The 24,314-nt window shown below is 62.0% G+C and carries 28 protein-coding genes; 18 read left to right on the top strand and 10 right to left on the bottom strand.

Annotated elements, in window-relative coordinates; all coding sequences use genetic code 11:
- The first annotated feature begins 44 nt into the window (after positions 1 to 44).
- Positions 45 to 404: a helix-turn-helix domain-containing protein gene (locus BC363_RS08645; RefSeq protein ID WP_065782420.1), complete on the top strand. Its 360-nt coding sequence runs from the start codon at positions 45 to 47 to the stop codon at positions 402 to 404.
- A 55-nt stretch (positions 405 to 459) separates the two neighbouring features.
- Here the strand turns inward: BC363_RS08645 and BC363_RS08650 are convergent, their stop codons facing one another.
- Complete coding sequence (locus tag BC363_RS08650) at positions 460 to 1,347, bottom strand: VOC family protein (RefSeq protein ID WP_065782236.1); 888 nt, start codon at positions 1,345 to 1,347, stop codon at positions 460 to 462.
- A 305-nt stretch (positions 1,348 to 1,652) separates the two neighbouring features.
- Between BC363_RS08650 and BC363_RS08655 the strand changes: the two genes are divergently transcribed.
- From BC363_RS08655 to BC363_RS08665, 3 genes are all read left to right on the top strand, one after another.
- On the top strand, positions 1,653 to 2,075 hold the full coding sequence (locus BC363_RS08655; protein WP_053250771.1) for a universal stress protein: 423 nt from the start codon (positions 1,653 to 1,655) through the stop codon (positions 2,073 to 2,075).
- Between the two features lie 65 nt (positions 2,076 to 2,140).
- The gene (locus BC363_RS08660) at positions 2,141 to 2,485 is read left to right on the top strand and encodes a TraR/DksA C4-type zinc finger protein (protein ID WP_065782228.1); all 345 of its coding nucleotides are present in this window, start codon (positions 2,141 to 2,143) and stop codon (positions 2,483 to 2,485) included.
- Between the two features lie 450 nt (positions 2,486 to 2,935).
- Positions 2,936 to 3,598 (top strand): hemolysin III family protein, encoded by a 663-nt coding sequence (locus BC363_RS08665; RefSeq protein ID WP_065782226.1) that lies wholly within the window; start codon positions 2,936 to 2,938, stop codon positions 3,596 to 3,598.
- Positions 3,599 to 3,622: 24 nt separating this feature from the next.
- Here the strand turns inward: BC363_RS08665 and BC363_RS08670 are convergent, their stop codons facing one another.
- The 3 genes from BC363_RS08670 to BC363_RS08680 all read right to left on the bottom strand — a co-directional run bounded on the left by BC363_RS08670 (position 3,623) and on the right by BC363_RS08680 (position 6,434).
- Positions 3,623 to 4,147 (bottom strand): hypothetical protein, encoded by a 525-nt coding sequence (locus tag BC363_RS08670; RefSeq protein ID WP_065782224.1) that lies wholly within the window; start codon positions 4,145 to 4,147, stop codon positions 3,623 to 3,625.
- A gap of 114 nt (positions 4,148 to 4,261) precedes the next feature.
- Positions 4,262 to 4,669 (bottom strand): peptide-methionine (R)-S-oxide reductase MsrB, encoded by a 408-nt coding sequence (msrB, locus tag BC363_RS08675; RefSeq protein WP_065782223.1) that lies wholly within the window; start codon positions 4,667 to 4,669, stop codon positions 4,262 to 4,264.
- 148 nt (positions 4,670 to 4,817) lie between these two features.
- Positions 4,818 to 6,434 (bottom strand): EAL domain-containing protein, encoded by a 1,617-nt coding sequence (locus tag BC363_RS08680; RefSeq protein WP_065782222.1) that lies wholly within the window; start codon positions 6,432 to 6,434, stop codon positions 4,818 to 4,820.
- Between the two features lie 540 nt (positions 6,435 to 6,974).
- Here BC363_RS08680 and BC363_RS08685 point away from each other — a divergent pair.
- From BC363_RS08685 to BC363_RS08720, 8 genes are all read left to right on the top strand, one after another.
- Positions 6,975 to 9,335 carry a putative monovalent cation/H+ antiporter subunit A gene (locus BC363_RS08685; protein ID WP_065782220.1) on the top strand — a complete coding sequence of 787 codons (2,361 nt, stop codon included), beginning with the start codon at positions 6,975 to 6,977 and terminating at the stop codon, positions 9,333 to 9,335.
- The gene (locus tag BC363_RS08690; protein ID WP_065782218.1) at positions 9,332 to 9,751 is read left to right on the top strand and encodes a Na(+)/H(+) antiporter subunit B; all 420 of its coding nucleotides are present in this window, start codon (positions 9,332 to 9,334) and stop codon (positions 9,749 to 9,751) included. Before BC363_RS08685 ends, BC363_RS08690 begins: the two co-directional genes overlap by 4 nt.
- On the top strand, positions 9,751 to 10,128 hold the full coding sequence (locus BC363_RS08695) for a Na+/H+ antiporter subunit C (RefSeq protein WP_065782216.1): 378 nt from the start codon (positions 9,751 to 9,753) through the stop codon (positions 10,126 to 10,128). The genes BC363_RS08690 and BC363_RS08695 overlap by 1 nt, the downstream gene beginning before the upstream one ends.
- A 7-nt stretch (positions 10,129 to 10,135) precedes the next feature.
- Entirely contained in the window at positions 10,136 to 11,698 is a 1,563-nt protein-coding gene (locus BC363_RS08700; RefSeq protein WP_065782214.1) for a Na+/H+ antiporter subunit D, read from the top strand.
- Entirely contained in the window at positions 11,698 to 12,171 is a 474-nt protein-coding gene (locus tag BC363_RS08705; RefSeq protein ID WP_065782418.1) for a Na+/H+ antiporter subunit E, read from the top strand. The genes BC363_RS08700 and BC363_RS08705 overlap by 1 nt, the downstream gene beginning before the upstream one ends.
- Positions 12,168 to 12,551 (top strand): cation:proton antiporter, encoded by a 384-nt coding sequence (locus tag BC363_RS08710; RefSeq protein ID WP_065782212.1) that lies wholly within the window; start codon positions 12,168 to 12,170, stop codon positions 12,549 to 12,551. Before BC363_RS08705 ends, BC363_RS08710 begins: the two co-directional genes overlap by 4 nt.
- 8 nt (positions 12,552 to 12,559) lie before the next feature.
- A complete protein-coding gene (mnhG, locus tag BC363_RS08715; RefSeq protein ID WP_065782415.1) occupies positions 12,560 to 12,910 on the top strand; it encodes a monovalent cation/H(+) antiporter subunit G in 351 nt (116 codons plus the stop codon).
- 405 nt (positions 12,911 to 13,315) lie between these two features.
- A complete protein-coding gene (locus tag BC363_RS08720) occupies positions 13,316 to 13,747 on the top strand; it encodes a MucR family transcriptional regulator (protein WP_065782210.1) in 432 nt (143 codons plus the stop codon).
- A 144-nt stretch (positions 13,748 to 13,891) separates the two neighbouring features.
- On the opposite strand, the gene BC363_RS08725 is transcribed toward BC363_RS08720, so the two are convergent.
- The 3 genes from BC363_RS08725 to BC363_RS08735 form a co-directional block, all read right to left on the bottom strand.
- Positions 13,892 to 14,314, bottom strand: coding sequence for a SufE family protein (locus BC363_RS08725; RefSeq protein WP_065782208.1), 423 nt, complete (start codon positions 14,312 to 14,314; stop codon positions 13,892 to 13,894).
- 369 nt (positions 14,315 to 14,683) lie between these two features.
- Entirely contained in the window at positions 14,684 to 15,415 is a 732-nt protein-coding gene (locus tag BC363_RS08730; RefSeq protein ID WP_065782206.1) for a hypothetical protein, read from the bottom strand.
- A 208-nt stretch (positions 15,416 to 15,623) separates the two neighbouring features.
- A complete protein-coding gene (locus BC363_RS08735; protein WP_065782203.1) occupies positions 15,624 to 16,079 on the bottom strand; it encodes a DUF5330 domain-containing protein in 456 nt (151 codons plus the stop codon).
- 636 nt (positions 16,080 to 16,715) lie between these two features.
- Between BC363_RS08735 and BC363_RS08740 the strand changes: the two genes are divergently transcribed.
- The 3 genes from BC363_RS08740 (at position 16,716) to BC363_RS08750 (ending at position 19,823) form a co-directional block, all read left to right on the top strand.
- Positions 16,716 to 18,287: a HAMP domain-containing sensor histidine kinase gene (locus BC363_RS08740; protein ID WP_065782202.1), complete on the top strand. Its 1,572-nt coding sequence runs from the start codon at positions 16,716 to 16,718 to the stop codon at positions 18,285 to 18,287.
- On the top strand, positions 18,259 to 19,224 hold the full coding sequence (locus BC363_RS08745) for a peptidoglycan-binding domain-containing protein (RefSeq protein ID WP_065782201.1): 966 nt from the start codon (positions 18,259 to 18,261) through the stop codon (positions 19,222 to 19,224). Before BC363_RS08740 ends, BC363_RS08745 begins: the two co-directional genes overlap by 29 nt.
- A gap of 239 nt (positions 19,225 to 19,463) precedes the next feature.
- The gene (locus BC363_RS08750; RefSeq protein ID WP_065782200.1) at positions 19,464 to 19,823 is read left to right on the top strand and encodes a DUF1491 family protein; all 360 of its coding nucleotides are present in this window, start codon (positions 19,464 to 19,466) and stop codon (positions 19,821 to 19,823) included.
- 158 nt (positions 19,824 to 19,981) lie between these two features.
- On the opposite strand, the gene BC363_RS08755 is transcribed toward BC363_RS08750, so the two are convergent.
- On the bottom strand, positions 19,982 to 21,061 hold the full coding sequence (locus BC363_RS08755; RefSeq protein ID WP_065782413.1) for a DUF2336 domain-containing protein: 1,080 nt from the start codon (positions 21,059 to 21,061) through the stop codon (positions 19,982 to 19,984).
- Between the two features lie 293 nt (positions 21,062 to 21,354).
- Here BC363_RS08755 and BC363_RS08760 point away from each other — a divergent pair, with 293 nt between their 5' ends.
- The 3 genes from BC363_RS08760 (at position 21,355) to BC363_RS35360 (ending at position 22,970) form a co-directional block, all read left to right on the top strand.
- Positions 21,355 to 22,041, top strand: a complete 687-nt coding sequence (locus BC363_RS08760; RefSeq protein WP_083222522.1) for an SH3 domain-containing protein — start codon at positions 21,355 to 21,357, stop codon at positions 22,039 to 22,041.
- A gap of 157 nt (positions 22,042 to 22,198) precedes the next feature.
- Complete coding sequence (locus BC363_RS08765; RefSeq protein ID WP_065782199.1) at positions 22,199 to 22,483, top strand: hypothetical protein; 285 nt, start codon at positions 22,199 to 22,201, stop codon at positions 22,481 to 22,483.
- 313 nt (positions 22,484 to 22,796) lie between these two features.
- Positions 22,797 to 22,970, top strand: a complete 174-nt coding sequence (locus BC363_RS35360) for a hypothetical protein (RefSeq protein ID WP_164474925.1) — start codon at positions 22,797 to 22,799, stop codon at positions 22,968 to 22,970.
- A gap of 162 nt (positions 22,971 to 23,132) precedes the next feature.
- Here BC363_RS35360 and BC363_RS08775 read toward each other — a convergent pair whose 3' ends face one another.
- Positions 23,133 to 23,678 (bottom strand): DUF1254 domain-containing protein, encoded by a 546-nt coding sequence (locus tag BC363_RS08775; RefSeq protein WP_065782197.1) that lies wholly within the window; start codon positions 23,676 to 23,678, stop codon positions 23,133 to 23,135.
- A complete protein-coding gene (locus BC363_RS08780) occupies positions 23,671 to 24,258 on the bottom strand; it encodes a DUF1214 domain-containing protein (protein WP_065782195.1) in 588 nt (195 codons plus the stop codon). The genes BC363_RS08775 and BC363_RS08780 overlap by 8 nt, the downstream gene beginning before the upstream one ends.
- Between the last annotated feature and the right edge of the window lie 56 nt (positions 24,259 to 24,314).

The following is a 24,314-nucleotide window of genomic DNA, read 5'->3' on the forward strand; positions in this document are numbered from 1 at the left end:
GACATGGTTTCCTCCTGGAAACCGCCAGTTGGAGCATGCGCCCGATGGAATACGACGTCTATATCCAGACTTGTCCGACGCGAATGGTTCTGGATCGCCTGGCTGATAAATGGGCGGTTCTGGTGCTCGGCCGGCTCGATGACAAACCCGTGCGGTTCAACCGGTTGAAACGCGAGATCGATGGCATCTCGCAAAAAGTGCTGTCGCAGGTGTTGAAGAAGCTGGAACGTGATGGGCTGGTCAGCCGCAAGGTTTTTGCCACGGTTCCGGTGACGGTCGAATATGCGATCACACCGCTCGGGCGAACGCTGAGCGCCACCGTCGACGCTTTGCGCCGCTGGGCCGAAGACAATATCGAGACGGTGCTGGCCGCCCAGCAGAAATACGACCGCGCCGCGCAATGAGCGCGACGCGGCGTTTGGCCTGCGGTGATACGGGAGGGGCGTGAGCAGCAGGGCGTCAGGCTGCAAGCCTGAGGCCGATCCCCCAGGGGTCGACGAGGCTGTATGTCGTGCCGTTTCGGTTCACCAGGATGCCCATCCCGTCGAGCTTGCCAACCGCTTTCGCAAGCTCTGCCGAATCCTTGAACTGGATCGTGTAATCGGAGAGGCCGGTCATATTGGCCTGACGTTTGGGCGCGCCGCGCGAGTTCCAGATGTTGGCGGCGACATGGTGGTGATACTTGCCCGAGCCGAAGAAGCTCGCGCCCGGATACCGCGCCATCAACCCGAGCCCCAGTATGTCCCGGAAGAAGGCGTCTGCCTCGGGGATATCGGACACCTGCAGATGGATGTGGCCGATGCCCGTACCGTCGGCAAGGCCATTCCAGTCGTCCTTCGGCGCCTCGTCATAAAGCGCCTGCAGGTTGAGCGGCAGCGTATCCATGCCGACCGTGCCGTCCGGCTTGAAGTTCCATTCGTTCCGCGGCCGGTCACGATAGACCTCGATGCCGTTTCCTTCCGGGTCAGCGAGATAGATCGCTTCGCTGACGAGATGGTCGGATGCGCCTTGCAGGCGGACATCGTTGTGGGCGGCATGGGCGAGCCAACGTCCGAGTTCCTGGCGGTTCGGAACGAGGAAGGCCGTATGGAAGAGACCGGGTGCGTTTCGGGGCGCCCTGGCCGCGTTGCCGGCCGTGGTCAGCGTCAGCAGCGGGCGGCCGCCGACACCCAGCGTCACGCCGCTGGTGCTCGTTTCAAGCGGCTTCAGTCCCATGATGCGCTGATACCACTGCGACACCGTCGGTAGATCCTCCACCGCCAGATGCGAATGATCGACATGCGCCGGCATGGCCAATGCGTGATCGGCAGCAATGTCGATAAGCGGCGTGCTCTGGGTGGACGTCATCTGTTGCCTCCTTCGGCGCCGAAACCATTGGCCTTGTCGGGCCTCAGTTTCGTTGAAACTGTCCCCTGAATATGGGCCGAAGTCGGCGTTCACGAAAGACCGCCAGTCGCTTGATGTTGTGTTCGATGAGCGTTGACAGTGGCCGTTGTCGCCCTAGCTCAATTGTACAGGGCAATGCGGTCGCGGCGCTTTCGATTTGATTTCAATCAATGCCGGAAGAGTCGTCTGGGCTCAGTCTCGAAGGCGAGGGATTTCCCCGCGTTTCGGCGCCGGCGATCCGGGTAGGCAACGCAAAGGAGTGCAGTATGTACAAGAAGATCATCGTCCCTATTGCCATGGATCAACTGGAGCATGGTGAGTCCGTGCTCGGCATCGCCGAAAAGCTGATCGATGAAGGGGGCGAGATAGTCCTGCTCAATGTCGTCGAGGATCTGAACGCCTATGCCCAAGGCTACATGATCGTCGATTTCCCGCTGGAAATGGTCGAGGAATCGCGCAGGCATGCATTGAAGACGCTGGAAGCGATGAAGGCCAAGCACGGGATCAAGGGACGCATCGAGATCCGTACCGGCGGCGCCGCCGGCACGATCAATGCGCTCGCTAGGGAAGAAAACGCCGACCTGGTCATCATTGCCTCGCATCGGCCGGGCTTGATCGACTATTTCATCGGGTCGACCGCCAGCCGGGTCGTCAGCCATTGCCCCTGTGCCGTTCTCGTCGACCGGTGAGCCGCCAACAATCAAGAACAGGAGCGTGGCGCGCCTGAAGTGCCACGACTTCAAGGAGTCTTCCTATGGACAAGCTTGCGCTTGACGACTTTCATGAACGGCTGAGCAGCCGCAAACACGAACTCTACGGCCGACTGGTGAAGATCGAGCATGACCTCGATCAGCCAATGAATGCCGATGTGCCGGATCGGGTAACCGAACGGGAGAACGACGAAGTGCTGGAGGGCCTTGGCCTTGCCGGCCAGGAGGAAATCCGCGCAATCGACGCGGCGCTCGATCGCATCGCGGCCGGCACCTTCGGAACCTGCGTCCGCTGCGGCCTGCCGATTTCCCCAGAACGGCTCGATGCCGTTCCCCATGCGCCGCTCTGTCAGGAGTGTGCAGCCGAGGTCGCAGCCGGCGCGAAGTGAAGATGTTGTCCGCCGTGAGGGGGGCATCAGACGTCCCCGAGGCACGGATTGCTTGCGATGCATGTCCTCGTTGCGGCTTTCAGCCAGCTACAGCGCCGCGCGTCTATTTAGACGCGCAAAGCTCGCCATAACCCCAGACGGCCTTTGACCGTAGGCAAAGCTCCGTCAGGATTTCGGCCTGTTCCGGCTCCGGCGTGCGCAGCATTGTCATCGATGTCCTCCCCGTGCGCGCCGTTTGCCCGTCTCCGTCGCCAATGTGGTTGCTCTGCAGGCCGCAGACCAGGGATGTCGGTCTTCGCAAACACGTCATGGCTCTGTTGTAATGCGTTGCAAAAGTTGATGCTTTCGCCATCGCCGAGCACTTTGCCGTGGCAGCTCGCTGTGGCAGGATAGGACTTCATAAGAAAACGGCCGGTGCCTGGGGGCGATGAAGGTCGGAAGTGGGGAAGTGTGGAGTTCGCCGGCGTCAAATGGAACTACGATCGATCGGAACTGATCGCCGATGGCATCGTGCATGGTGTCGGCCTTGCGGCTGCACTCGTCGGCGTGACTGCTCTGATCTTCTACGCGATGCTTTTTGGCACGACCGGCCAGCTTGCTGCCGCCGCGATCTACGGCGCCGGACTGCTGGCGACCTTGTCGATTTCGTTTCTCTACAATCTCTATCCGGTTTCGCGGACAAAATGGTTTCTGCGCCGCTTCGACCACTCTTCCATTTTCGTGCTGATCGCCGCCACCTATACGCCCTTCCTCCAGCGCGGCTGGGAGGATCCGTTCCTGTTTGCGATGCTGATCGGCATCTGGGCGATTGCCGCCCTCGGTGTGGTGATCAAGTGTCTTTTCCCCGGTCGCTTCGACCGGCTGGCGATCCTGCTCTACCTCGCCATGGGCTGGAGCGGCGTGCTTGCGGTGGGGCCGCTATTGTCGGCGTTGTCGACGACAACGCTGGTGCTGATCCTCATCGGCGGCATCATCTATTCCGCCGGCGTGATCTTCCATGTCTGGGAGAGGCTTCGCTTCCAGAATGCCATTTGGCATGCCTTCGTCGTCACCGGCGCCGCCGTGCATTATTCGGCCGTGCTCAACTGCCTGAGCGGCCAGGCGATTTCCTGATCTGCAAGCGAAAACGCCGATTGTTCAGTTCGGCGCCGCGACGGGCGCTGCCGCCACCGGCGTCTGCTGGCAGCCTTCCGAAGGCCTGAGAGCCTCGGCCATCCGTGAGATGACACCATCGAAGCTGGTCAACCGGCTCTTGCGATACTGCAGCCGGAAATAGGCGGCACTGCCGTCGCAAAGTGCGATCGCCCGCGTGTAAAACACCTCTTCGCCGCGCACGCCGGAGAAACTTGCCCAGGCTGCCGTCACGCGCGAATAGGAAATCCGCCATTGGTCTTCCCGTTCGCTCGCCATGCGGTCGTTGACATCGATCTCGAAATCGCCGTCGACCAGCTCGCTGCCGAAAACGGCGAGCGTGGCGCCGTTGTCATTGGCGTGGAAGCTGACGCCATCGCCATTGTCGGCTTCACCCTGCAGTTCGAAACCGGGCGGAATGTCGAGGATATAGCCGAAGCGGGGATCGGCGTAGGCGTGCCAGTCATTGTCCGCCGCGGCGGGAAAGGCAGCCGAAAGCAGAAGAACGAATGCAGTCAGAATGCGACGCACGCGGACCTCCTCCAGGCTTGCTTCGACGGCTTCATTATGAATAGCACATCCGTGTACGGATCGCTGTTTCTATTGGAACAGCGCCAGGACTGCCAATGCTTCCGTCTGTTTGTGTCAATCCTCGGTAAACGTCATCGCGTGGCCGTTGAGGCAGTAGCGCAGGCCAGTCGGCGGCGGGCCGTCGGGAAAGACGTGTCCGAGATGGGCATCGCAGTCGGCGCAGCGGATTTCGGTGCGCACCATGAAATGCGAACGGTCCTCGATCTCGCGGATCGCCTCGGCGTCGATCGCCGCAAAATAGCTCGGCCAGCCGCAGCCGGAATCGAACTTGGTATCGGAGCGAAACAGCGCCCGGCTGCAGCAGACACATTCGTAGGTGCCCGCTTTCTTGTTGGCGAGGAACGGGCCGGTGAAGGGGCGCTCGGTGCCGTGTTCGCGGGTGATGCGGAATTGTTCGGGCGACAACTGCGCGCGCCACTCCGCATCGGTCTTGATCACTTTCGGCGCCCTTGCGTCTCTCATCGAAGATCTCCCTGTGATTTTCGACGACTATATAGGATCGCCGGCGACGTGCCGCAAATCATGCTCGCGCGCCGGGAGGCTGCTGTGTGCCGGGGCTGTGGCCGGCAGTGAAACTGCAGCTCGATCGACGTGATGCGGGGTGTGGTTTTCAATCGCCGCCGACGGCCGGCGATACCTCGGGAATGTCTCGCCGGATCACGGTCGGGCCGGCACCGCGAACGCGTTTGCTGTCGTTGTAGAATGCGATGAACTCAGGCGCGGGCAGGGCCTTGGAATAGAGCCAGCCCTGGCCGTAATGCACGCCGCGCTCCAGCAGATAGTCTGCCTGCTCCTGTCGTTCGATGCCTTCGGCGACGATGTAGAGGTTCAGCGATTTGGCGATGTCGATGATATGCGGAGTAACGGCGCTCGTCGCCGAGACGAGACCCACCGTATCGACAAAGGATTTGTCGATCTTCAACGCGTCGAGCGGCAGGTCCTGGAGATACTGCAGGCTGGAATAGCCAGTGCCGAAATCGTCGATCGCCACGGAATGGCCGAGCCGGCGGGCTTCCTCGATCGTCGCCCGGGCGGATTTCACGTCCATGAAGCCGCGTTCGGTGGCCTCGAGCCAGATCTGCTCGGTCAGGACGCCAGAGTTCGCGAGCGCGGCCTGGATGACAGGCAGGATGCGGCCCGACTTGATGTCGTCGGCCGAGAGGTTGATGGCGATGTGCAGCGAACGGTCGGCGACAAGGACGGGCCCAAGATCTTTGATGACCCCGTCGATAACCTGATCGGTAATGGCCTGGATCAGGCCGCTTTCTTCTGCAAGCGGGATGAAGGTATCAGGCCTGACCAGCGAGCCGTCAGGCCTGCGCCAGCGCACCAGCGCTTCCGCGCCGACGCAGATGCCGGTCTTCATCTCGATCAGCGGCTGGTAGTGCACGATGAATTCGCGGCGTTGCACGGCGATCGAGAGTTCGCCGAGCGGCGAGAGGCGTCGCCGCGACAGCCAGAAGACGAGGCCGACCATCAATGCGGCGACAATCGCGCCGAGCGGCAGGAGCAGCAGTCGTTCGCGGCCGAGATCGTCCAGCAGCGACGCCCGTGACGATGTCGCAATGGCAATCCAGCCGGATCCGGTCGAGGCGGCAAACAGATTGTCCGCATCGCTGCCGGTCTGCGGATGCTCGATCAGCCGCTTGATCAGCGACGCATCCGGGTCGTTCAACGCGCCAACGAGGGTGCCGGTGTCGCTGGCGATCGCAAGGCGCGTATCCGGGGAGGCGAGCACGTCGACGAGCCGAGCCGGATCGGTCAGCGCGCTGTAGGATCGGTACCGGAATCCCAGCATCGCCCGACCGTTGCTGATCGTCGGGTGAACGCGCGCCGCCACGCCGATGCCGTTGGCTGTGGTGAAGTCGACTTGTTGGCGGGCGATCGTCGTTTCCGGCTTGCCCCAGGAGGTGCACTTCAGCTGATCGTTCTCAAAGTAGCCGATATCCTCGATGGAGCGCGTGGTGACGACAAGTGTGCGCATCGCCGCGATATGCTCCTGCGAGCAGGGCGTGAACCTGAACCCGTCCGCAGCCTTGAGCGCCGACGTTGCTTCGCCGAACGCCATATCGGCGCGCATGATCGCATATTCGGCAAGGCGAGTGAGGCGGCTCTCTTCCCTGCTGGTGGCGACCGACCACGAGAGATAGAACGCGGCGGCGATCGGAAGGATGGCGCCGAGCGCCGCCAGTACACTGGTCACCGCCACAATGTGAGACCGTTCCAAGCCAGACCTCGCGGGTTCAAGAGAAATGCAGTTGCAGTTCCGCGCCTCAGCCAAACGGCGGTAGCGAACGATCTCATGTCGCGCCCGTCAGAAGGCATGAAATACAGTCGCAATTCCTGAAAATTCAAATACTTGACGATTTTTCAAATTCTCGGGCGAAGGGAGCCGACCCTACCGCATCTCGCACGCCCGAAATACCATCCATTCGCAACGAAATACCAGACACAGAGGGTGCTGCGCGACAGATAGCACTGCACGTTGCTAACAACACTTTAATCGCGTACGCCGGCTGATCGGCGGCGATGACCCGCACCGAGCGGGCGTGAATGTTAAGGCGATGCCACATCGGATGATTTGCCCTGGCCGCCAAGCATAACCGCCAATCTCACAAGAAAACCGGAGATCTTCCGGGCATTTGCCGGAGTTAACAGGGCATAACGTCGATTTTACCCGATTCGCACTTGAGGCGCCTCCACCCATCTTTTATGTCGGGTATTCGTTTGATCCGACAATCAAATCGCAAAGGAGCGCGCCCGGACGATGGATGTTGCGGCCCTGACATTGCTGGCCTTGGCCCTCCCTTTCGTCGCGGCACTTGTCGCGCCGCTCCTGACCCGACTCCTGGGGCACAATGCGGCCTGGATCCTTGCGCTTTTTCCTGCGGCGATCGTCCTGCACTTCATGCGCTTTTGGCCAGAGGTCTCTCGCGGCGAAACCGTCACTGGCGGCTATGAATGGATCCCATCTTTCAATGTCAGCTTCTCCTGGCTGATCGATGGCCTGTCGCTGACCTTCGCGCTTCTGATCGCCGGTATCGGCACGCTGATCGTGCTCTATTCCGGCGGCTACTTGAAGGGGCACCCGCAACAGGGGCGGTTCTTCTCGTTCATCCTGATGTTCATGGGATCGATGCTCGGGCTCGTGGTGTCCGACAGCTTCCTGATGCTGTTCGTTTTCTGGGAGCTGACCTCGATCACCTCGTTTCTGCTGATCGGCTTCGACCATTCGCGCGAGGCGGCCCGGCGCGCGGCCCTTCAGGCGCTGGTGGTCACCGGGGGAGGTGGGCTTTTCCTGCTTGCGGGCCTGCTGATCATCTGGAACGTCACCGGCGTCACGCAGCTTTCGCTGCTCACGTCCTTTGGTCCGGAAATGCGCGAGAGCCCGTTCTATCTTGCGGCACTGCTGCTGGTGCTCGGCGGCGCCTTCACCAAGTCCGCCCAGTTTCCCTTCCATTTCTGGCTGCCCAACGCGATGGAGGCGCCGACACCCGTCTCGGCCTACCTGCATTCCGCGACGATGGTGAAGGCTGGCGTCTATCTGCTGATGCGCCTGAACCCGGTGCTCGGCGGAACGCCGGAATGGCAGATTTTGCTGCCGCTGTTCGGCGGCGCCACGCTGGTGATCGGCGCCGTTCTCGCCTGCCGCCAGACCGACCTCAAGCTGATGCTCGCCTACACCACCATGGCATCCCTCGGTCTCCTTGTGATGTTGACCGGCCTCGGTTTCCCGCATGCCATCGAGGCGGCGGCGCTTTATCTCGTTGCGCATTCGCTGTTCAAGGGCGCGCTGTTCATGGTCGCCGGCATCATCGACCACGAGACCGGCGCGCGCGATGTGACGAAGCTCGGCGGACTGCGTTCCGCCATGCCGCTGACATTCGTGATCGCGCTCGCCTCGGCGCTTTCCATGGGCGGCCTGCCTCCGTTCTTTGGCTTCCTCGCCAAGGAAGAGATCTATTACGCGCTCTCCGGCTTCGACCGGCGCGCGATGGTGTTCGCTGCCCTTGCCATCGTCGGCAATGCGCTGATGTTTGCCGTCGCGTTCGCCGTCGGGCTCAGGCCCTTTATCGGCCCAACGGTAAAAACGCCGAAGTGCGCACACGAGGCGCCGCTGCTTCTCTGGCTCGGCCCGGCGCTTTTGGCGGTCAAAGGGCTTTCGGCAGCGCTACTGTCCAATCTCACCCACGAGCTTGTGTCGGCGCCGATGGCGACCGCGATTGCCGGCGAGCGCAGGCAGGTCACAATCTCGGTGGTTCCGCATATCGGCATGCCGCTGGTGTTGTCTCTTGCGACCGTCGTTCTGGGCGTCGTCTTCTATCTCAACCTCGCCCGTCTGCGCGCCTTCATCGCAACGATTCTTGCCGACATCGGCTGGGGGCCGGATCGCGGTTTCGATCAGTTCATGCGCGGCCTCGTCCGCTTTTCCGTCGCGCTGACGCGCCGGCTGCAATCCGGTCGTCTTGACGTCTACATGACGGCGACATTCGTGCTGGTCGCCGCCGTATTGCTGGGCGCGCCGCTTTACTACGGCGAACTGCCGCGTGCGCCGTTCTTTGCTGGCAACGTGCCGCTGCACGAGCTTGCGATCATGGCGATCGCCGTCATCGGGCTCTTCGCCGTCGTGCGCGCGGCCGACCGGCTGACTGCGATCGTCTCGCTCGGCATTCAGGGCTTTGCCGTCGCCGTCATCTTCCTGCTCTATGGTGCGCCGGATCTCGCCTTCACCCAGTTCATGATCGAGACCCTGTCGGTTGTGGTGCTGGCGCTGGTGATGACGCGGTTGAGGCTCTCGCCCTCCGACCACCGGCCGCTCATCCAGAAAGTGCCTGATGTGGCCATTGCGCTCGCCTGCGGCCTCGGTTTCGGGCTGATGCTGCTGAAGGTTACCGGCGTGCCCTTTGACGCCTCGTTGACGGACTTCTTCAATCTCTATTCGAAGACGGTTGCGCATGGCGCCAATGTCGTCAACGTCATCATCGTCGATTTCCGCGGCACGGACACGCTCGGAGAGATTGCCGTCGTCATGGTGACGGGTCTCGCCATCCTGTCTCTCGTTCGCCTCAGGGCCGGCTCGCTGCGGCGCATTGCCGACAATGACCCGGATGCGGAGGATCGCGCATGAGATCGGTGATTTTCCGTGCCGTCGCGCCGTTTCTGACCAGCCTGATGGTGCTGTTTTCGATCTTCGTGCTGTTGCGCGGCCACAACGAGCCGGGTGGCGGCTTCATCGGCGGGCTGATCGCCGTGTCGGCGCTGGCGATCTACGGTATCGCCTGCGGTGTAGAGACTGTGCGTCGCGCCATCTACTTCCATCCGATGGCGATCGCGGGCGCCGGCCTCTTCGCTGCCACCATCGCCGGCTTGATCTCGATGGCGGCCCGCGTGCCCTTCATGACAGGGCTTTGGATCTATCCCTCCTTGTTTGGCGCGGAGGTGCCGCTATCGACGGTGATGCTGTTCGATTGTGGCGTCTATCTCGTCGTCGTCGGCGCCATCAGCTCGATCGCCCTGTCGCTCGAAGAGCGGGGAGGTGAATGATGGAGGCGTGGTTCGCGCTGCTCGTCGGCATCTTCTTTACCGTTGCGATCTATCTGCTGCTGTCGAAGTACATCATTCGCGTTCTGCTAGGCGTCGCGATCCTGGGTAATGCCGTCAACCTTTTGATCTTCACCGGCGGTCGGCTGACGCGCGGCGTCCCGCCCGTTGTTCCGGAGGGCGCCGATACGCTCGCCGGGCGGGCGGCGAATGCGCTGCCGCAGGCCCTTATCCTGACGGCGATCGTCATCTCCTTCTCCTTCTTCGCTTTCCTGCTGGTCCTGGCCTGGCGCGCCTACGAGGATCTTTCGACCGACAATACCGACGAGATGCGCGTCGCCGAGCCGGAAGAAGAGCCGGCTCAGCCGCTTGGATACTGACCGACCCATGGCCGTTTCGACTTCACCCCCAGCCGATCTTTCCGCAGCCCTCGTTATCGAGCCGGTTGCGGCTGCCGATTGGCTGGTGATCCTACCGGTCGCCTGGTGCCTGGCGTTCGGGGCGCTGCTCGTCATGCTGCGCCGCCCGATCGGCCTGCATCCGTTCATCGCGGTCGCGGGGCTCGCCGGCCTGGTGGTGATCGACGGGCTGCTGCTGCAGCAAGTGATCGCTAGCGGTCCGATGACGATGGTGATGGGGCGCTGGCTGCCGCCTTTCGGCATCGCTTTCACCGTCGACCTGACCGGCGCGCTCTTTGCGCTCGCGGCCTCCATCGTTACGCTTGCCGGCGGTATCTACTCGCTTGCCGACATCAATGACAGTGGCCGGCGATACGGTTTCTATCCCTTCCTGATGCTGCTGATGGCGGGCGTCTCGGGTGCGTTTCTGACCGGCGACATCTTCAACCTCTACGTCTGGTTCGAGGTGCTGCTGATCTCGTCCTTCGGCCTGATCGTGCTCGGCTCCGAGCGCGAGCAGATCGACGGCGCGGTGAAATACGGTTTCCTCAATCTCGTCGCGACGACTCTGTTCCTGATTGCGACCGGCTATCTCTATGCGAGCTTCGGCACGCTCAACATGGCCGACATTGCTCGCAAGGCGGAAGGCCTGCGCGGCACCGCGCCGTTGATGACACTGACGGCGTTGTTCGTGCTGGCCTTCGGGATGAAGGCGGCGGCATTCCCCGTCAATTTCTGGCTGCCGGCGTCCTATCATACGCCGCGCGTTGTCGTGTCGGCGCTCTTTGCAGGGCTGCTGACCAAGGTCGGGATCTACGCGCTGATCCGCGTCACTGTGATGCTGTTGCCGCTGGAGCGGGAGGAGCTCAGCTTCGTCATGGCGGCTGTCGGCGCTCTGACGATGCTGGTTGGCGTCTTCGGCGCATTGGCACAGTCGGATTTCCGCCGCATGCTCGGCTATCTCGTGATCTCCGGTATCGGCTCGATCCTCGCTGGCGTCGCCGTCGGCGGGCCGGGCGGCATCGGCGGCGCGATCTTCTATGCCCTGCATTCGATGCTTGTGATGACGGCACTTTACTTTGCTTCCGGCGTCGCAGCGAAGCTTGGCGGCAGCTTCTCGCTGTTGTCGCTTGCCGGCCTTTATCGCCGCCATGTCGGCTTCGCCGCCATTAGTCTGATGCTCGCCTTTGCGGTGTCCGGCCTGCCGCCGTTCTCGGGATTCTGGCCCAAGGTCATGCTGGTCAAGGCCGCGCTCGACATCGGCGCCTGGTGGCTTGCCGCGGCGCTGCTCGTCACCGGTTTCCTGACCACGATCGCCACCGGCCGTTTCTTCCTGCTTGCCTATTGGCGGGACGCGGCCGAAGGGCGGGGGGCAACGGCCGAGGCGCAGATCCCCGCTGCCATTCTTCTGCCGCTGGCGGCGCTGACTGTGCTGACGCTCACGATCGGCCTCTATCCCGAGCCGCTGCTTTCAGCGATCCAGAATGCCGCAGCCGGGCTTTCCGAGCCGTCGAGCTATCTGAACTCGGTCTTCCCGGGAGCCGCCCGATGATCAAGCTGCTCTGGATCAATCTGATCTTCACCGCGATCTGGGCCGCAATCAGCGGCAGCCTCAGCGTGCCGAACCTCTTGCTTGGCTTTGCCATGGGCGCGCTATCCCTATGGCTGATCCGGCGCGAACTGCAGCCTGTCGCCTATCCGGTTCGGCCGCTGAAGATCCTCCTGCTGACGGCATTGTTCTTCAAAGAGCTGGCAGTCTCTGCGACCAAGGTCGCTCTCATGGTCGTCCAACCGAAAATGCGACTGAAGCCGGGGATCTTCTCCTACCCGCTGACGGTCAAGAGCGACTTCGAGATTGCGCTGCTTGCCAACCTGATCACGCTGACGCCGGGCACGCTTTCGGTCGACGTCTCGGAGGACCGCAAGACCCTCTACGTTCACGCGCTTGATTGTGCGGACCCAGGGGGCCTCAGGCGCGATATCGCCAATGGCTTCGAACGCCGCATCCGGGAGGCTTTCGAATGACGATTCCGGATCAGATTCTTTCGGCCGCCACCGGCTTTGCACTCGTGCTGCTGTCTACGGCGCTGCTGGTGACCGTGTGGCGCATCATCCGCGGCCCGACGCTGCCCGACCGGGTCCTGGGCCTCGATATGCTCGTGGCCATTGCCATCGGGCTTATCGCGGTCGTTGCCATCCGCACCGGCTTCAATCTTTATATCGATATCGCCATTGCCCTTGGCTTGGTCGGCTTCCTCGCAACCGTCGCCTTTGCCCGCTTCGTTCTGGCACGCGGTCTCTCACCGGAGAGGGCGAGCCCGCAGCAGGCAGCGCCCGCTGCCGGGAAGCGGGGTCGTCCGCAGCAAGCCAAGACTGCCCGGCACAAACGCAAGGGAGGACGCTGATGGGACCGATGTTCGAGGCCATCATTGCGCTTTGTGTTGCTGTCCTGCTTGTCGGTGGCGCCATGTTTTCCTTGCTGGCGGCGATCGGTATCGTACGTTTTCCCGACCTCTACACCCGTATGCACGCCGCCTCCAAGGCTGGCACCGTTGGTTCGGGCCTGCTGCTTTTGGCCGCGGGACTGCACTCGCTCGATATCGCAATACTGTTTCGGGCATTGGCAGGTTTCTTTTTCTTCGTACTGACGGCCCCCATTTCCGCTCATCTCTTGGCAAAGGCCGCTCATCAGGCGGGTTACAGGCTGACGAAACAATCGGTCATAGATCAGCTTCCGCAAAAGGAAGAGCCGCGCCGGCATTGAACGGCAACGTTTCTGATTCTGTATTTCAGCACATCGCGATAGATCGCGGCCGCGTTAGCAATTGCGAAATAAAGTTGCTGCCGTCGCCCAAATTTATGTTTGGAATTTTCGCAGATCGATGTTAATCGAGTAAATGTAAAGTGTCGTCGTGGAAAATACTTAGAGCTGAAATTCCAGCTTGAGTTGTGAATATTGGCTGTTGCTTTGAGAGGCTGGTTGATCCAGCGACTCGGCAATAGGTTTCGTGATCAAAATTCCAACTCTTGATATTGCGGCAAGAATTTGTCCTTGCTGCGCGATTGATGGTCTGTCCCAAGGCAGCGAAGGCTTCCCGGCGGCATTTGCATGTATTCCTCTTCCTGAAACATGTTTCGGGTTTGTGCTGAATTCCGATAGGAGAATGAAATGACTGAAACAACGCTTGGCGCGAGCCATGAACTTCTGGTTGAACTGACGGCTGAGATCGTTTCCGCTTATGTCAGCAACCATGTCGTTCCGGCCGCCGAGCTCTCGACGCTGATCGCCGACGTCCATTCGGCTCTCAACAACACGGCTGCACCTGCGCCGGTCGTGGTTCCCGTTGAAAAGCCGAAGCCGGCCGTGTCGGTGCGCAAGTCCGTTCAGGACGACCAGATCACCTGCCTCGAATGTGGCGGTACCTTCAAGTCGCTGAAGCGCCACCTGATGACGCATCACAGCCTGTCGCCGGAAGAGTATCGCGAGAAGTGGGATCTGCCGACCGACTACCCGATGGTTGCGCCCGCCTATGCCGAAGCACGGTCACGCCTCGCCAAGGAAATGGGCCTCGGCCAGCGCCGCAAGCGTCGCGGCAAGTAAGTCGACCTGACGACCATTGCCTTGACTGCGCTCGGCACCGGTCTGGCTTGATGGTTGGAGAGTCAATGAACACAAAGGCCGGGCGTCTGCCCGGCCTTTGTGTTTTCAGTTTGGGAAAATGTCCAATATCAGCGCAGGTTGGTATCAGGCGGCGAGGCGGGTCTCGGCTTCGTTCTTGATGCGCCGGATCATCGAGCGCAGGCCGTTCGCGCGCTGTGTCGACAGATGCTCGATCAGCCCGATCTTGCTGAATGTATCGATGGCGTCGAGCCTGGAGATCTCGGAAGCATGCTTGCCGGAATAGATCGCAAGCGCGATGGCGACCAGTCCGCGCACGATGTGTGCGTCGGATTCGCCTTCGAAGACCAAAATCGGATCCTCGGGGTCGCCCGTCACCTGGGTGGCGAGCCAGACCTGGCTGGCACAGCCCTGCACCTTGTTCTCACTGGTGCGCTTGGCATCGGGCATCTCGGGCAGGGCCTTGCCGAGTTCGATCACATAGCGGTAGCGATCTTCCCATTCGTCGAGGAAGATGAAGTCGTCGATGATCTGGTCAAGCGTGGTCATGGTCCGGTCCGATTATCGACACCGTCCGGCGGCGCCCGTCGCCGCCCGAGATCGATGCCTGTGCCGCGATCCACAGCAGTGTTTACGGTGCCGGGATCGTCGTGACTTTCATATAGGTGATGGTAGCACGGATGAGAACTGCGAATCACCACTCAAACCAACCTGCGCTGATATTGACCTATTGCGCGGGGCCCTTCGGGTGGGTCGTCTGTCGGCCACCGGCAGCGTCGTAATCCTCGACCGATGCCAAGGCATCGCTCTGAGGTCCGCTCCTTACCGGATGACCGCACACGGTCCCACGCAAGAGGTCAATATCAGCGCAGGTTGGGATCAGTCGCATCAGCGCTCAATTCGGCCGCGGATGCGGCATCAGATCGAAACGCTTGTGGGGATTGCGATGGCAGCGGCAATCGCGCCGGCTGTTCTGGGTGCGTCGAGAGATGCAATCGAGGTGGTGAGCGCTGCGCCCGCCTTTCTCGCGTCGTCCGCGTCGCTGGCGGCGCCCTTGGCACGCAGATCCTGCTCCGCCTTCCTCAGCAGTTGTTTGAGCTGCTCGGCAAGCACCTTGAACTCCGCACTTGTGCTTGCATGGGAGTTATCCTCCGAACTATTGGAGCTGAATTCGCGGTAGGCGCGCTCGGCAAAGGACGATGGCCCGGTCGTGTCGCTGTCCTTGCCGTTTTTGCCACCGGCATTTGCCGTCTCGTCGGCACTTGCCTGCATCATCGCCGAGGCCGCCGTTGCTGTTGCAGACGCTGCACCGGCCGCGGCGTCGCCGCCTCCTTCCATGCCAGCCGAGCCACCGCCGGAGAATTGCTGTGCGGCTGCGCCAAGCTGCTGGGCCAACTGTTTTGCAAGCCGTGCAAGCGTCTCCGGGTCCGAGGCCCAGAACCGCAGCATCTGCAGTTGTTCCTTCAGTTCGTCCAGCTTCTTCTTGGCCACGGCCTTGCGATTGGCGGTGGTTTCATCGTCTGCGCGCAGGAGATTGAGAAGGGAAGATCCGTTTCTTTGCGCCAGCGGTGCCGCATCGATGCCGGCCGGCGATCCGACTGTGGTCGCACGCACCGCGCTGGCGTTGGAAAAGAACCCGTATATCTGCATCGGGGCAGCCTCCGCGGAATGTGCGGGGACCTAAACAGCCATGTCTTGTGCGAGCCTGTTGATGGACCGCCCTTCGGTTGCAGGTCGAAAAAGAAAAACGCCGCGAGGGGATGGGATCCTCGCGGCGGCCGCAAGAAGGCGGCAAGTCAGGCAGTGTCAAATGTTGGCCGTCGATGGCAGCGGACGTGTTGCAACGGCAAGAAAATGTTTACTGGGTGAGAGATGCCTTGGGGTCGAGGCGCTTTTCCGGAACCGGGGTGCGCTTGAACACCGGCGCGGTCTCTGCAGCGGTCTGTTCGATCGGCGCGACCAGCTGGGTGGCGGCATCGGCCGCCTGGCCGACAGTGCCGGTCGTCACCTTGGCGTCGGGCTTGATCGCATCGGTTTCGGCAAACTGGGTGTCAAGGAATTCATAGGCGATGCGAGCGCCTTCACGGGCCCGGTGGCCGAGAGCGACGAAGGTTTCAGCACCCTTTTCGCAGACCTCGGGCTTCTGGATGCAGATCGCGCTGATATACTGGAAAGCCTCATTGGCGGCCGAGAAGGTATCGCCGAGCTCGACCTTCGGTCCGTGCTCCAGCTTCTCTGCGCTCGATGGATCGAGGAACGGCAGCAGCACCAGCACCATCGAAAACCAGAATGTCGCCTTGATGAGAAACCACATGTTCTGCCCATCCTGTATTCGGCTGCCGCGCCCGCCGGTCTTCTAGCCGGTTTTTCCGCTTTCGGCATCCTGGAGCGCCGCAGTATCCCCTGATACCCGTTCACGCCCACCGTCGTTTCCATGAGGACCGCCGTCTTTCGTCGCCCGGCCCTTTGTTGAGACCGACATTAGGCGGGGAATCACAAGACGGCTTTTCAAAAACCCGCAGCATTTGTTTCGAATTTTAATGAAATTCCCGATTTTCAGGAATTGCCGGGCATTTGTGTCGCATTTTAGCTTTTGCCGTTAAGGTTCGTGGCGGCGGGCCGCCGGCAAAGCCCGAAAGCGTGGGCAACGGCACCGGGGCGCCTTGCCCAAATCCTTAACGAGAGGCGGAAAATGCACGGAAATCCGTTGCTTACGCCCCGTTAACCACAAGAAATGAAGGTCGTCCGAATTGCCTCAAAACGGGATTTTTCAGGCGTTTAGCGCCATTCCGGGACACTCCCGTTTATTCTTTCATTAAGCCGGGGATGCGAGATTCCGACATGTCACGAGGCAGTTCGAATGGCGGTCCGCATGAAGCGGAAACCGGTCACTCACAGCCTCGCAAGAACAACAAATGTGGCAGGGTAAGGCGTGAGCGTATTGCGTGACATGGCTGGCAGATGGACGTCCCGCGTGGACGAGGCCGCTGCCCTGTGGTTGCCTCGCCGCGAGGCCGGCTCCGCCATCGGCCGTCGCGACCTCAAGCGTCTGCGTACCGTTGCAGCAGTCTCCTTGACCGCGCTTCCGGCAGTACCGCTGGCACTCGCGCTCGCCATGCCCGTTTCCTCCGCATTGCCGCTCGGCACCGCTCTGTGGGCGTCCGCCTCGCTGCTGGCCGCTGCTGCTGCCATTGCTCGCGGACGCGGCAACCAGGTTGCAGAAACGCCTGAACCGGCAGCACCTGACCTTCCGGATCTTTCGGCCGCCTACGACCTTTTCGCCGGTCTCGTGACCGTGCACGATCTGCGCGGCAATGTTCTCTCCATTCACGGCCGCGACGCGGCGGAGCACCTGACCCTGATGCGCGACCCGGGTGGCCGCGGCTTCATCGAGCAGATCCACGTCTCCGACCGCATCACGTTCCTGAGCGCGATCGATGTGCTGCGCCAGGGCGGTGAGCGGGCAACCGTCGATATTCGCATCGAACGCCAGTCGCTGCCGGCGGAAGGCGAACAGTTCGTCCATATGTGCTGCGAACTGGCGCCGCTTCTCGACCGCAACGGCCGTCTGACGGCGATCCTGGCGCAGTCGCGCGATGTCTCGCGGGAGGCACGGCTGCGCGCCGAAGCTGCGGCGAGAACGGCGGAGGCGGAATCGGCCAACGATGCCAAGACCCGTTTCCTTGCGGCCGTCAGCCATGAACTGCGCACGCCGCTCAACGCGATCCTCGGCTTCTCCGACGTCTTGTCCGGCGAGTATTTCGGCCGGCTCGAAAACGACCGCCAGCGCGAATATGTCAGCCTGATCCACAAGTCGGGCGAGCACCTGCTGTCCGTCGTCAACACGATGCTCGACATGAGCAAGATCGAAGCGGGCCGCTACGAACTGGTTCCCGAACCCTTCCGGGTGGCGGAAGCCGTCGCCGCCTGCGAAGCGATGCTGTCGCATCAGGCGCAGGAGAAGGGCGTCAAGCTTGCCAGCCGCGTGACCCGCAGTGTCGGCGAAATCAATGCCGACCAGCGTGCCTTCCAGCAGGTTCTGATCAACCTTGTCGGAAACGCCATCAAGTTCACCGACCAAGGCGGCATGGTCACGATCGACGCCGAACTCGACGGCCCGTCCTTGAAGCTCACCGTCAGCGACACCGGCATCGGCATCGCCGCCGACAAATTGCAGATGCTGGGGCAACCCTTCGTCCAGATCCAGAACGATTATACCCGCCGCTACGAGGGCACCGGTCTGGGTCTCTCGCTGGTCAAGGGCCTTGTGGCACTTCACGGCGGCGAGATCGCGATCCGCAGCCGCGAGCGCGAGGGCACGGTGATCACCGTTACGCTGCCTGCCGACGGGTCTGGCATCGTCGAGGCCAATCGTGAGGAGCCACGCTCGGCCGTCACCGTCGAATTTCCGCCGCGGCTGAGAGATAACGACACGCAGGCGGTTGCCGATGGTGACCGATTCGAAAGGACGGGTTTGAACGAGGAACGGGGATATGGCGCCGCGCAAGCGAAAACAGCCTGAACGCAAGAAGGCGGCGCGTTCCGCGCCAGGCCTTGCCATGCGTGGGTTGGCTCTCGCCGGCCGCGGTGTTGCGCTTGCTGGCCGGCTGGTGGCCCGCCATCCCTTGAGCGCCGGCGGTTCGGCTGCCTTTGCCGTGGTCTTCTCGTTCGTCGCCGCCAACGCCATGTGGTATCAGCACGGCGCGCATCCATCACCTCTGCTCCGCACCCGCGTGCCGCTTGTCAGCCCGGAGACGGCCGAGCGCATTGCCGCCGCCAAGGGCGCCGAGATCGAACCGCGCAACGTCACCACCTTCGTCATCGAGCGCGAGGACGACAAAGAGACGGAACGCGTCGAGGACGTGATTGCAGCGGCTTCGTCTGATGCTCCTGCCGAAAAACCGTCACCCGAACGTGTCGCCTCGGTGCCGGACACGTCCACTCTAGCGTTGGTCGCCGACATCCAGAAGGAACTAAACCGCATCGGCCTTTACGATGGCGTGCCGGATGGGCGCTCGGGCCCACGCACATCAGCCGCGATCCTGCGGTTTGAGAAGCAGGCCGGGCGCACTGAGACGGGGACCGCGAGCGCCGAGTTGCTGCGCACGCTGCGGGCTACGTCCGGCCAGAAGATGGCCGCGGCAATGCCGGCAAGCCGACCCTACACCGACCCGAAACGGGCCGTTGCCGATGCCGATCCGGTTGCCGCCGCTATCCGCTCGGCCGAGACCGACAAGATGTTCATTCCGCGTGCGGAAATCCCGGTATCGAGTGAGCTGGTTTTGAACATCCAGAAGGGCTTGAGCAATCTCGCCTATGCCGACATCGTGGTCGACGGCGTCGCGGGAGACCAGACGCGCGCGGCCATCCGCCATTTCGAGAAGCACTATCGCCTGCCGCAGACCGGCGAGCCCAATGCGAAAGTGTTGAAAAAACTCAAGGAGATCGGCGCCCTTTGAGGCACGTTCTCACGGTTTCGTCTCCGATGTCGTAAAGGCGATTTGCCTGCCGGATAACTCCTCAAGGCCGCATCGACTTAAGCAGCCGTCCAGCCAGGTCAAGGCATTGCAGCATCGCTGACACGCCATGTTGACCCGCGGCTGCGCAATGCCGGCAGCGACCACCGCGAAAACCAGAACGTGTTCTTTACCACGGCAGCAGATTTGCAAGCCCGGCTCTGCCCGTATACAGGCTCTCCATGCGCCTCAAGTCTCACATCTTCGTTTCCGCATTGTTGCGCCGGGCCTTCGCGCTCGGCGGTTACGCAGCTGTCTTGCGCAAGGGAGCGGAGGACGCCGGCGCGATCTTCATCCGCCACCGCACGCGAATGGGTACCGAGACGCTTTTTGCGCCGGCACCGCAGAACTTCTTCGATGACGGCGCCGACACCGGTCGCAAATTCGAGATCCGCCTGAAGGATCGCGATGGCGACGAGGTGGATGGCGCACTCGCCAGTGAGATCCGTTTCGATCCGGATTGCTGGATCGTCGAGATCGAGTTGGATGATCACTCCGACCTGTTCGACGTCGTAGCGGAAGATGGTGCAAACCTCTCTTGAACCATGTGTGAGAGCTGCTTGACTCTCCACCTGGTGGAGGCCGTTGGACGCTCGCGTGGACGATCAGATCTACTCAATCGGCGAACCTTCCAGACTCTCCGGCATCGCCGTCAGACGTCTTCGCTTCTATTCGGTCAAGGCTCAGTCGTTGCCGGGACCTATCCGCGACCGAAGACGCGCTGCGACTTGGCACCGCCGGCAGTCTTGGCGACCTTGCGGATGGCCGGTTGCCGCGCATCATTGGCATGGTCGTCCGCAAGATAGGTCTGGTGCCGCGCGGCGGGCGCGCCGTCCCGCGCCTCCGATTGCAGCCATGCGTCGAGCCGTTCGCGGCTCGACGTCGGGTCCATGGTGCCGGTCAAGGCTTTTGCGCGGCTGGCTCCGCCGATGCATTCCGCGAGATGCGGATAAAGCGATTGCAGCACGAAGATGAGATCGTCGGTCGGCATCGACAGGGCGATCAGGCTCGTTGCCAGCTGCTGACCGGAGACGTCGAGGAGGATGCGCTCGACCAGGGGCCCGCCGGCATCGAGTGCGGTCGCCAGTGCACGCGAGAACAGGATGATCTCGCCGCTCCGGGCAAAGCGCACCAGGAGGGCGCTCAGCGTGGCGGTGATCGGTATGATGGTGGATGCAGCCGCAGCTGCCTCGTGCGCGCCGGCGCGGGCAAGTGCCTTGATCTCGGCACGCAAGGTTTCTTCGCGCGCGTTTCGAGCTGCCTCGGCGTCAGCATCCGGCTTGGCCGGAGCTGGAGGTTCCGTGACCGGTCGTTGCCGCACGTCCGGTCGGGCGGAAAGGCCGGCGGGGTTGTGGTGTTCGACCAGGGCATCGATCACGGACGGCGACAGGGCCGCACGGCGGGCGATTGCACTGGCATGAGCCGCGGTCTGCTGGCGAATGATGCCGATAAGCGTCCGGTCCGACAGGGCTTGCGAGCGGGTCAGGAAAATGGCGGCGATCGAGATCGGCATGCTGCCGATCAAGGCTGCGACCGGCTCTGGAACATGCGGGCACTGCGACAGGGCGGCGGCGGCCTGACGGCGCGCTTCGCTGCTGGAGCCGAGGAACAATGGCTCGAACAATTCGGCGAATTGCTTCATGTCGGATTTGCGAGGGATCCGCAGGCTTTCGAAACCGCTGACGGTTGCCATCAGGACGACGTCCTTCAAGCGGCCCGTCTGAGGCCTTTCCAACTCACGAAAGCGATCCGTCACGATAAATCCTTGCACGCAAAACATGATCGCCATTGCCGGCGATCCGGAACGGCACACGTCACTAAAAATAAAAGAAAAGCGTTAGCGTACTGTTAACTATGGACGTTGGGGCTTTATTCAGGCTTGCGGCGCGCAAGCGGCCGATAATTTTGTGCGCTTTCGGCCGCAAAGCCCGGCTTGCTGTGCGCTCTGCCGATCCAGCCTTAAAAAATCCACAAGCGGCTTTAAGTGATCGCGGTGACGGTGAAGGGTTCCGGACGCCCGCCGATGTAAGAAGGCCTGGTGAAGAGGGGCCTTCCGATGGGAGAATGCTTACTGTGAAGAAAATGGTGTTGCGCGCGGCGGCCATATGCGCGCTTTTCCTGGCACCGGCAATTGCCGAGGCTGCAGAGGGATTTGCCACCGCCAATGTCAATATGCGGTCCGGTCCAAGCACACGCTATCCGGCAGTCTCGATGATCCCGGTCGGCGAATCCGTTGAAATCCACGGCTGCCTTGCCGATCTGCCCTGGTGCGACGTTTCCTTCTATGGCGGCCGCGGCTGGGTCGCGGGGCGCTATGTGCAGGCGGACTATCGCCGCAACAGGGTCTTTGTCGAACCGCAGTATTATCGTCCGCTGGGCATCCCGACGGTCGTCTTCCAGTTCGATCGTTATTGGGATCGCAACTATCGTGGCCGAGACTTCTATCGCGATCGCGACCGCTGGCGCCGTGGACCGGATTGGGCCGACGATAATCGCCGGCCCCGGGATTGGGAACGCCAGCGCGACCGCGATCGCCGGGACTGGGAACGGGACCGCGATCGCCAGAATTGGGAGCGCGATCGGAGATACGGCGAGCGCTGGGACGATCAGGCAGGCGGCGACGACCGCCGCGACTGGGAACGTCGCCGGGATCGAGACGGCGTACGGGTGCGCGAGGATTTCGAAGATGGTTACGGCGGCGGCGTTCGCCCGGCCCCATTCATTCGATGCCAGGCGATGGATCCATCCTGCGTAGAGTAATGCGCGTGAGATAAAGAGCGGCGAGCAATTCGCCCCAGCTTTCGGACGGGCGGCCCTTGGGTCGCCCGTTTTCGTTTTCGTTCGGATTTTCGCGGCCCAGGTTCGGAACCATTGCCGTCGCGGTGCGTTGAAACCGGGCAAGAGAAGGAGCGTTGCAATGGTAGAAAAGAAACTGCAGGCGGTGCGTGATGCGGGAGGGAATGAAGTGGAAGCATCGGCTGCTCGCGTCGAGCTGGAAGCACAGATTGCTGAGTTGCGCGCCGAGATTGCCCGGCTGACCGACAGCGTGGCGGCGATCGGGACCGGTGCCAAAGCGGTTGTTCACAGCGAAGCGGAGTTGATGACGGAGCGTGTGCGAGAGCGTGTCCGTGAAGAGCCGATTTCGACGCTTTTGACGGTTGCCGGCGTTTCCTTCCTCTTCGGCCTGTTGTCCAGGCGCTAGCCTTTCCCCGTTCCGCCCGAAGCTGTTACCCCGGGTACAGTGTTTTGCAATTCCGGGGGACATACTGCCTACAGGTTAGGGTGCAGATGCAGCGTTAACCATCTGTTAACCAGCCTATGGCTCAATCGAGGCGGACCGTCTATGATTGGTCTGCACCACTTGAGCAAGCAGCAACGTCCGGGCGACCGGAAGAAGGAGAAGATGAGAAAAGCGCGCCTGTCCGGGCATTGCCTGGAAAAATGCGCTGGCCCCGAACGGGCAGGGTGAAATCTGTACGGTAGTTCATCCGTCTCAAGCCGATATGGAGACGAGCATGGCAGACGTGATCAGAATGCAGGACCACAAGGTCCAAATGCCACCACGCAGGCCTCCGGCCATATCGGGCGGAGCTAAAGTGCTTCTGTTTACCGGAATCCGCTACGAGCGTCTTGATGGCCGCGATCCGCAGCCAACCGCGCCCGACGGACGTCGGATCAAGAAGCAGTAGACCCGTAGGCACCGCCATGTGCCGGCCGCGTGTGCCCGCTTGAGCACGGCTTTGCTCGTGCCAACAACGCTCCGTCTGTGCGGTCGCGTTTATCTTCTCCACACTATCTAGATAGGAACGGCAAGGCTGAAGGGTGGGTATCCTGCGCCAAGGGCCTTGTGACTAGCGACGGAACGGCTCGCAGCTTGATTCCGCCAGGAAATTCCGGACCTGATCCTCGAAGCTGTCAAGCGGCGCCATGGCGCGCAGCACCGCATAGCCATCCTCTTCCTTCATCTCCACCATGATCGATTGTGCCAGAGCTTCCGGCGGCGTCTTGCGCAGCTCCACCAGCTGGATCGGCGTCGCAACCACGAGGTCCAGCCCGCCGTTGACGGCCGTATGGTCGTTCATGCTGAAGACTTCATTCGATGCGCTGTCGAAAACGGCAAGCGACCAGAAAGGCACGGCACCTCTGGCGAGGAAACGCGCCGGACCGTCTGCAATCGAAAAGCTGCAGACAGCGGTGCGCAGATAAGGATCGTCATTGCTGAGCCCTGTCGGCCCCGGGGTGCTCGTCAAAGAGAAGAAGCTGTCCATCTCGAGAAGGCCGAGCACGCGCGTATAGGCGTCGCGACCGGTAAACTGCGGCAGCACCAGAACGATGATGATATGCAGCATCGCCGCGCCCACCAGGCCGAGGATGGAAGCGAAAAGAACACTACGCATCGCCGCATCCCGTCTTGACCACCTTCGGCATGGCGAGATCGATGAGGCCGGAGGAGCCTGCCGTCGGTGTATCGAGCAGCGTCAGCACGAGCCGGAACGTCCCGGAGTGTCGCAACGCAAGCCAGTTGTCCGGCTTGGCGATCGGCGAGGCATGGATGGTGAAGGAACTGTCTTCGGCGCGCAGCACTGTCCACGAGTTGATCGCCGAGGGCAGGTCCGAGCCGGGCCGTAACGGCAGGCCGTCGGCGTTTGCGGCGTAAAGCGTCCAGAACCGAGCCTGCGGTGTGAGGCCGGAGACATCGTAGGAGCAAGCGGCGGAGAGTTTTTCGCCCTTGTCGTCGGTCTGCGCGGTAAACGTCAGCCCTTCAGCGCCGCCGTAGAGCAGTTCGCCGGCGCGGGCGCGGTGCGCCTTGGCATAGGGGTCGGCATTCTCGGTCTGCGCTTCGGGGAAAGCGACCCACGGGCCGATCGAGATCGAGCCGAAACCGACGGTCGCCTTCAGCGCCCAGACGGCCGACGCGATGCCGCCGCCGAAGGCAATGGCAAGGGTAAGGGCGACGAGGAGGGGAATTCGGAACAAGGGCGGCTCTATCGAATACGGTTAAGCACCGGCGCAGGGCGCAGCGCAGCCCATGT

The sequence above is a fragment of the Ensifer sp. LC384 genome (assembly GCF_001695865.1).
Taxonomy (GTDB): domain Bacteria; phylum Pseudomonadota; class Alphaproteobacteria; order Rhizobiales; family Rhizobiaceae; genus Ensifer.

What these genes read in the sequence shown, in the direction of transcription:
- BC363_RS08645 (WP_065782420.1), top strand. Translation starts at nt 45, where the DNA reads ATGGAATACGACGTCTATATCCAGACTTGTCCGACGCGAATGGTTCTG.
- BC363_RS08650 (WP_065782236.1), bottom strand. Translation starts at nt 1,347, where the DNA reads ATGACGTCCACCCAGAGCACGCCGCTTATCGACATTGCTGCCGATCAC.
- BC363_RS08655 (WP_053250771.1), top strand. Translation starts at nt 1,653, where the DNA reads ATGTACAAGAAGATCATCGTCCCTATTGCCATGGATCAACTGGAGCAT.
- BC363_RS08660 (WP_065782228.1), top strand. Translation starts at nt 2,141, where the DNA reads ATGGACAAGCTTGCGCTTGACGACTTTCATGAACGGCTGAGCAGCCGC.
- msrB (WP_065782223.1), bottom strand. Translation starts at nt 4,669, where the DNA reads ATGAGAGACGCAAGGGCGCCGAAAGTGATCAAGACCGATGCGGAGTGG.
- BC363_RS08685 (WP_065782220.1), top strand. Translation starts at nt 6,975, where the DNA reads ATGGATGTTGCGGCCCTGACATTGCTGGCCTTGGCCCTCCCTTTCGTC.
- BC363_RS08690 (WP_065782218.1), top strand. Translation starts at nt 9,332, where the DNA reads ATGAGATCGGTGATTTTCCGTGCCGTCGCGCCGTTTCTGACCAGCCTG.
- BC363_RS08695 (WP_065782216.1), top strand. Translation starts at nt 9,751, where the DNA reads ATGGAGGCGTGGTTCGCGCTGCTCGTCGGCATCTTCTTTACCGTTGCG.
- BC363_RS08700 (WP_065782214.1), top strand. Translation starts at nt 10,136, where the DNA reads ATGGCCGTTTCGACTTCACCCCCAGCCGATCTTTCCGCAGCCCTCGTT.
- BC363_RS08710 (WP_065782212.1), top strand. Translation starts at nt 12,168, where the DNA reads ATGACGATTCCGGATCAGATTCTTTCGGCCGCCACCGGCTTTGCACTC.
- mnhG (WP_065782415.1), top strand. Translation starts at nt 12,560, where the DNA reads ATGTTCGAGGCCATCATTGCGCTTTGTGTTGCTGTCCTGCTTGTCGGT.
- BC363_RS08720 (WP_065782210.1), top strand. Translation starts at nt 13,316, where the DNA reads ATGACTGAAACAACGCTTGGCGCGAGCCATGAACTTCTGGTTGAACTG.
- BC363_RS08725 (WP_065782208.1), bottom strand. Translation starts at nt 14,314, where the DNA reads ATGACCACGCTTGACCAGATCATCGACGACTTCATCTTCCTCGACGAA.
- BC363_RS08730 (WP_065782206.1), bottom strand. Translation starts at nt 15,415, where the DNA reads ATGCAGATATACGGGTTCTTTTCCAACGCCAGCGCGGTGCGTGCGACC.
- BC363_RS08735 (WP_065782203.1), bottom strand. Translation starts at nt 16,079, where the DNA reads ATGTGGTTTCTCATCAAGGCGACATTCTGGTTTTCGATGGTGCTGGTG.
- BC363_RS08740 (WP_065782202.1), top strand. Translation starts at nt 16,716, where the DNA reads ATGGCTGGCAGATGGACGTCCCGCGTGGACGAGGCCGCTGCCCTGTGG.
- BC363_RS08745 (WP_065782201.1), top strand. Translation starts at nt 18,259, where the DNA reads ATGGCGCCGCGCAAGCGAAAACAGCCTGAACGCAAGAAGGCGGCGCGT.
- BC363_RS08750 (WP_065782200.1), top strand. Translation starts at nt 19,464, where the DNA reads ATGCGCCTCAAGTCTCACATCTTCGTTTCCGCATTGTTGCGCCGGGCC.
- BC363_RS08755 (WP_065782413.1), bottom strand. Translation starts at nt 21,061, where the DNA reads ATGTTTTGCGTGCAAGGATTTATCGTGACGGATCGCTTTCGTGAGTTG.
- BC363_RS08765 (WP_065782199.1), top strand. Translation starts at nt 22,199, where the DNA reads ATGGTAGAAAAGAAACTGCAGGCGGTGCGTGATGCGGGAGGGAATGAA.
- BC363_RS35360 (WP_164474925.1), top strand. Translation starts at nt 22,797, where the DNA reads ATGGCAGACGTGATCAGAATGCAGGACCACAAGGTCCAAATGCCACCA.
- BC363_RS08775 (WP_065782197.1), bottom strand. Translation starts at nt 23,678, where the DNA reads ATGCGTAGTGTTCTTTTCGCTTCCATCCTCGGCCTGGTGGGCGCGGCG.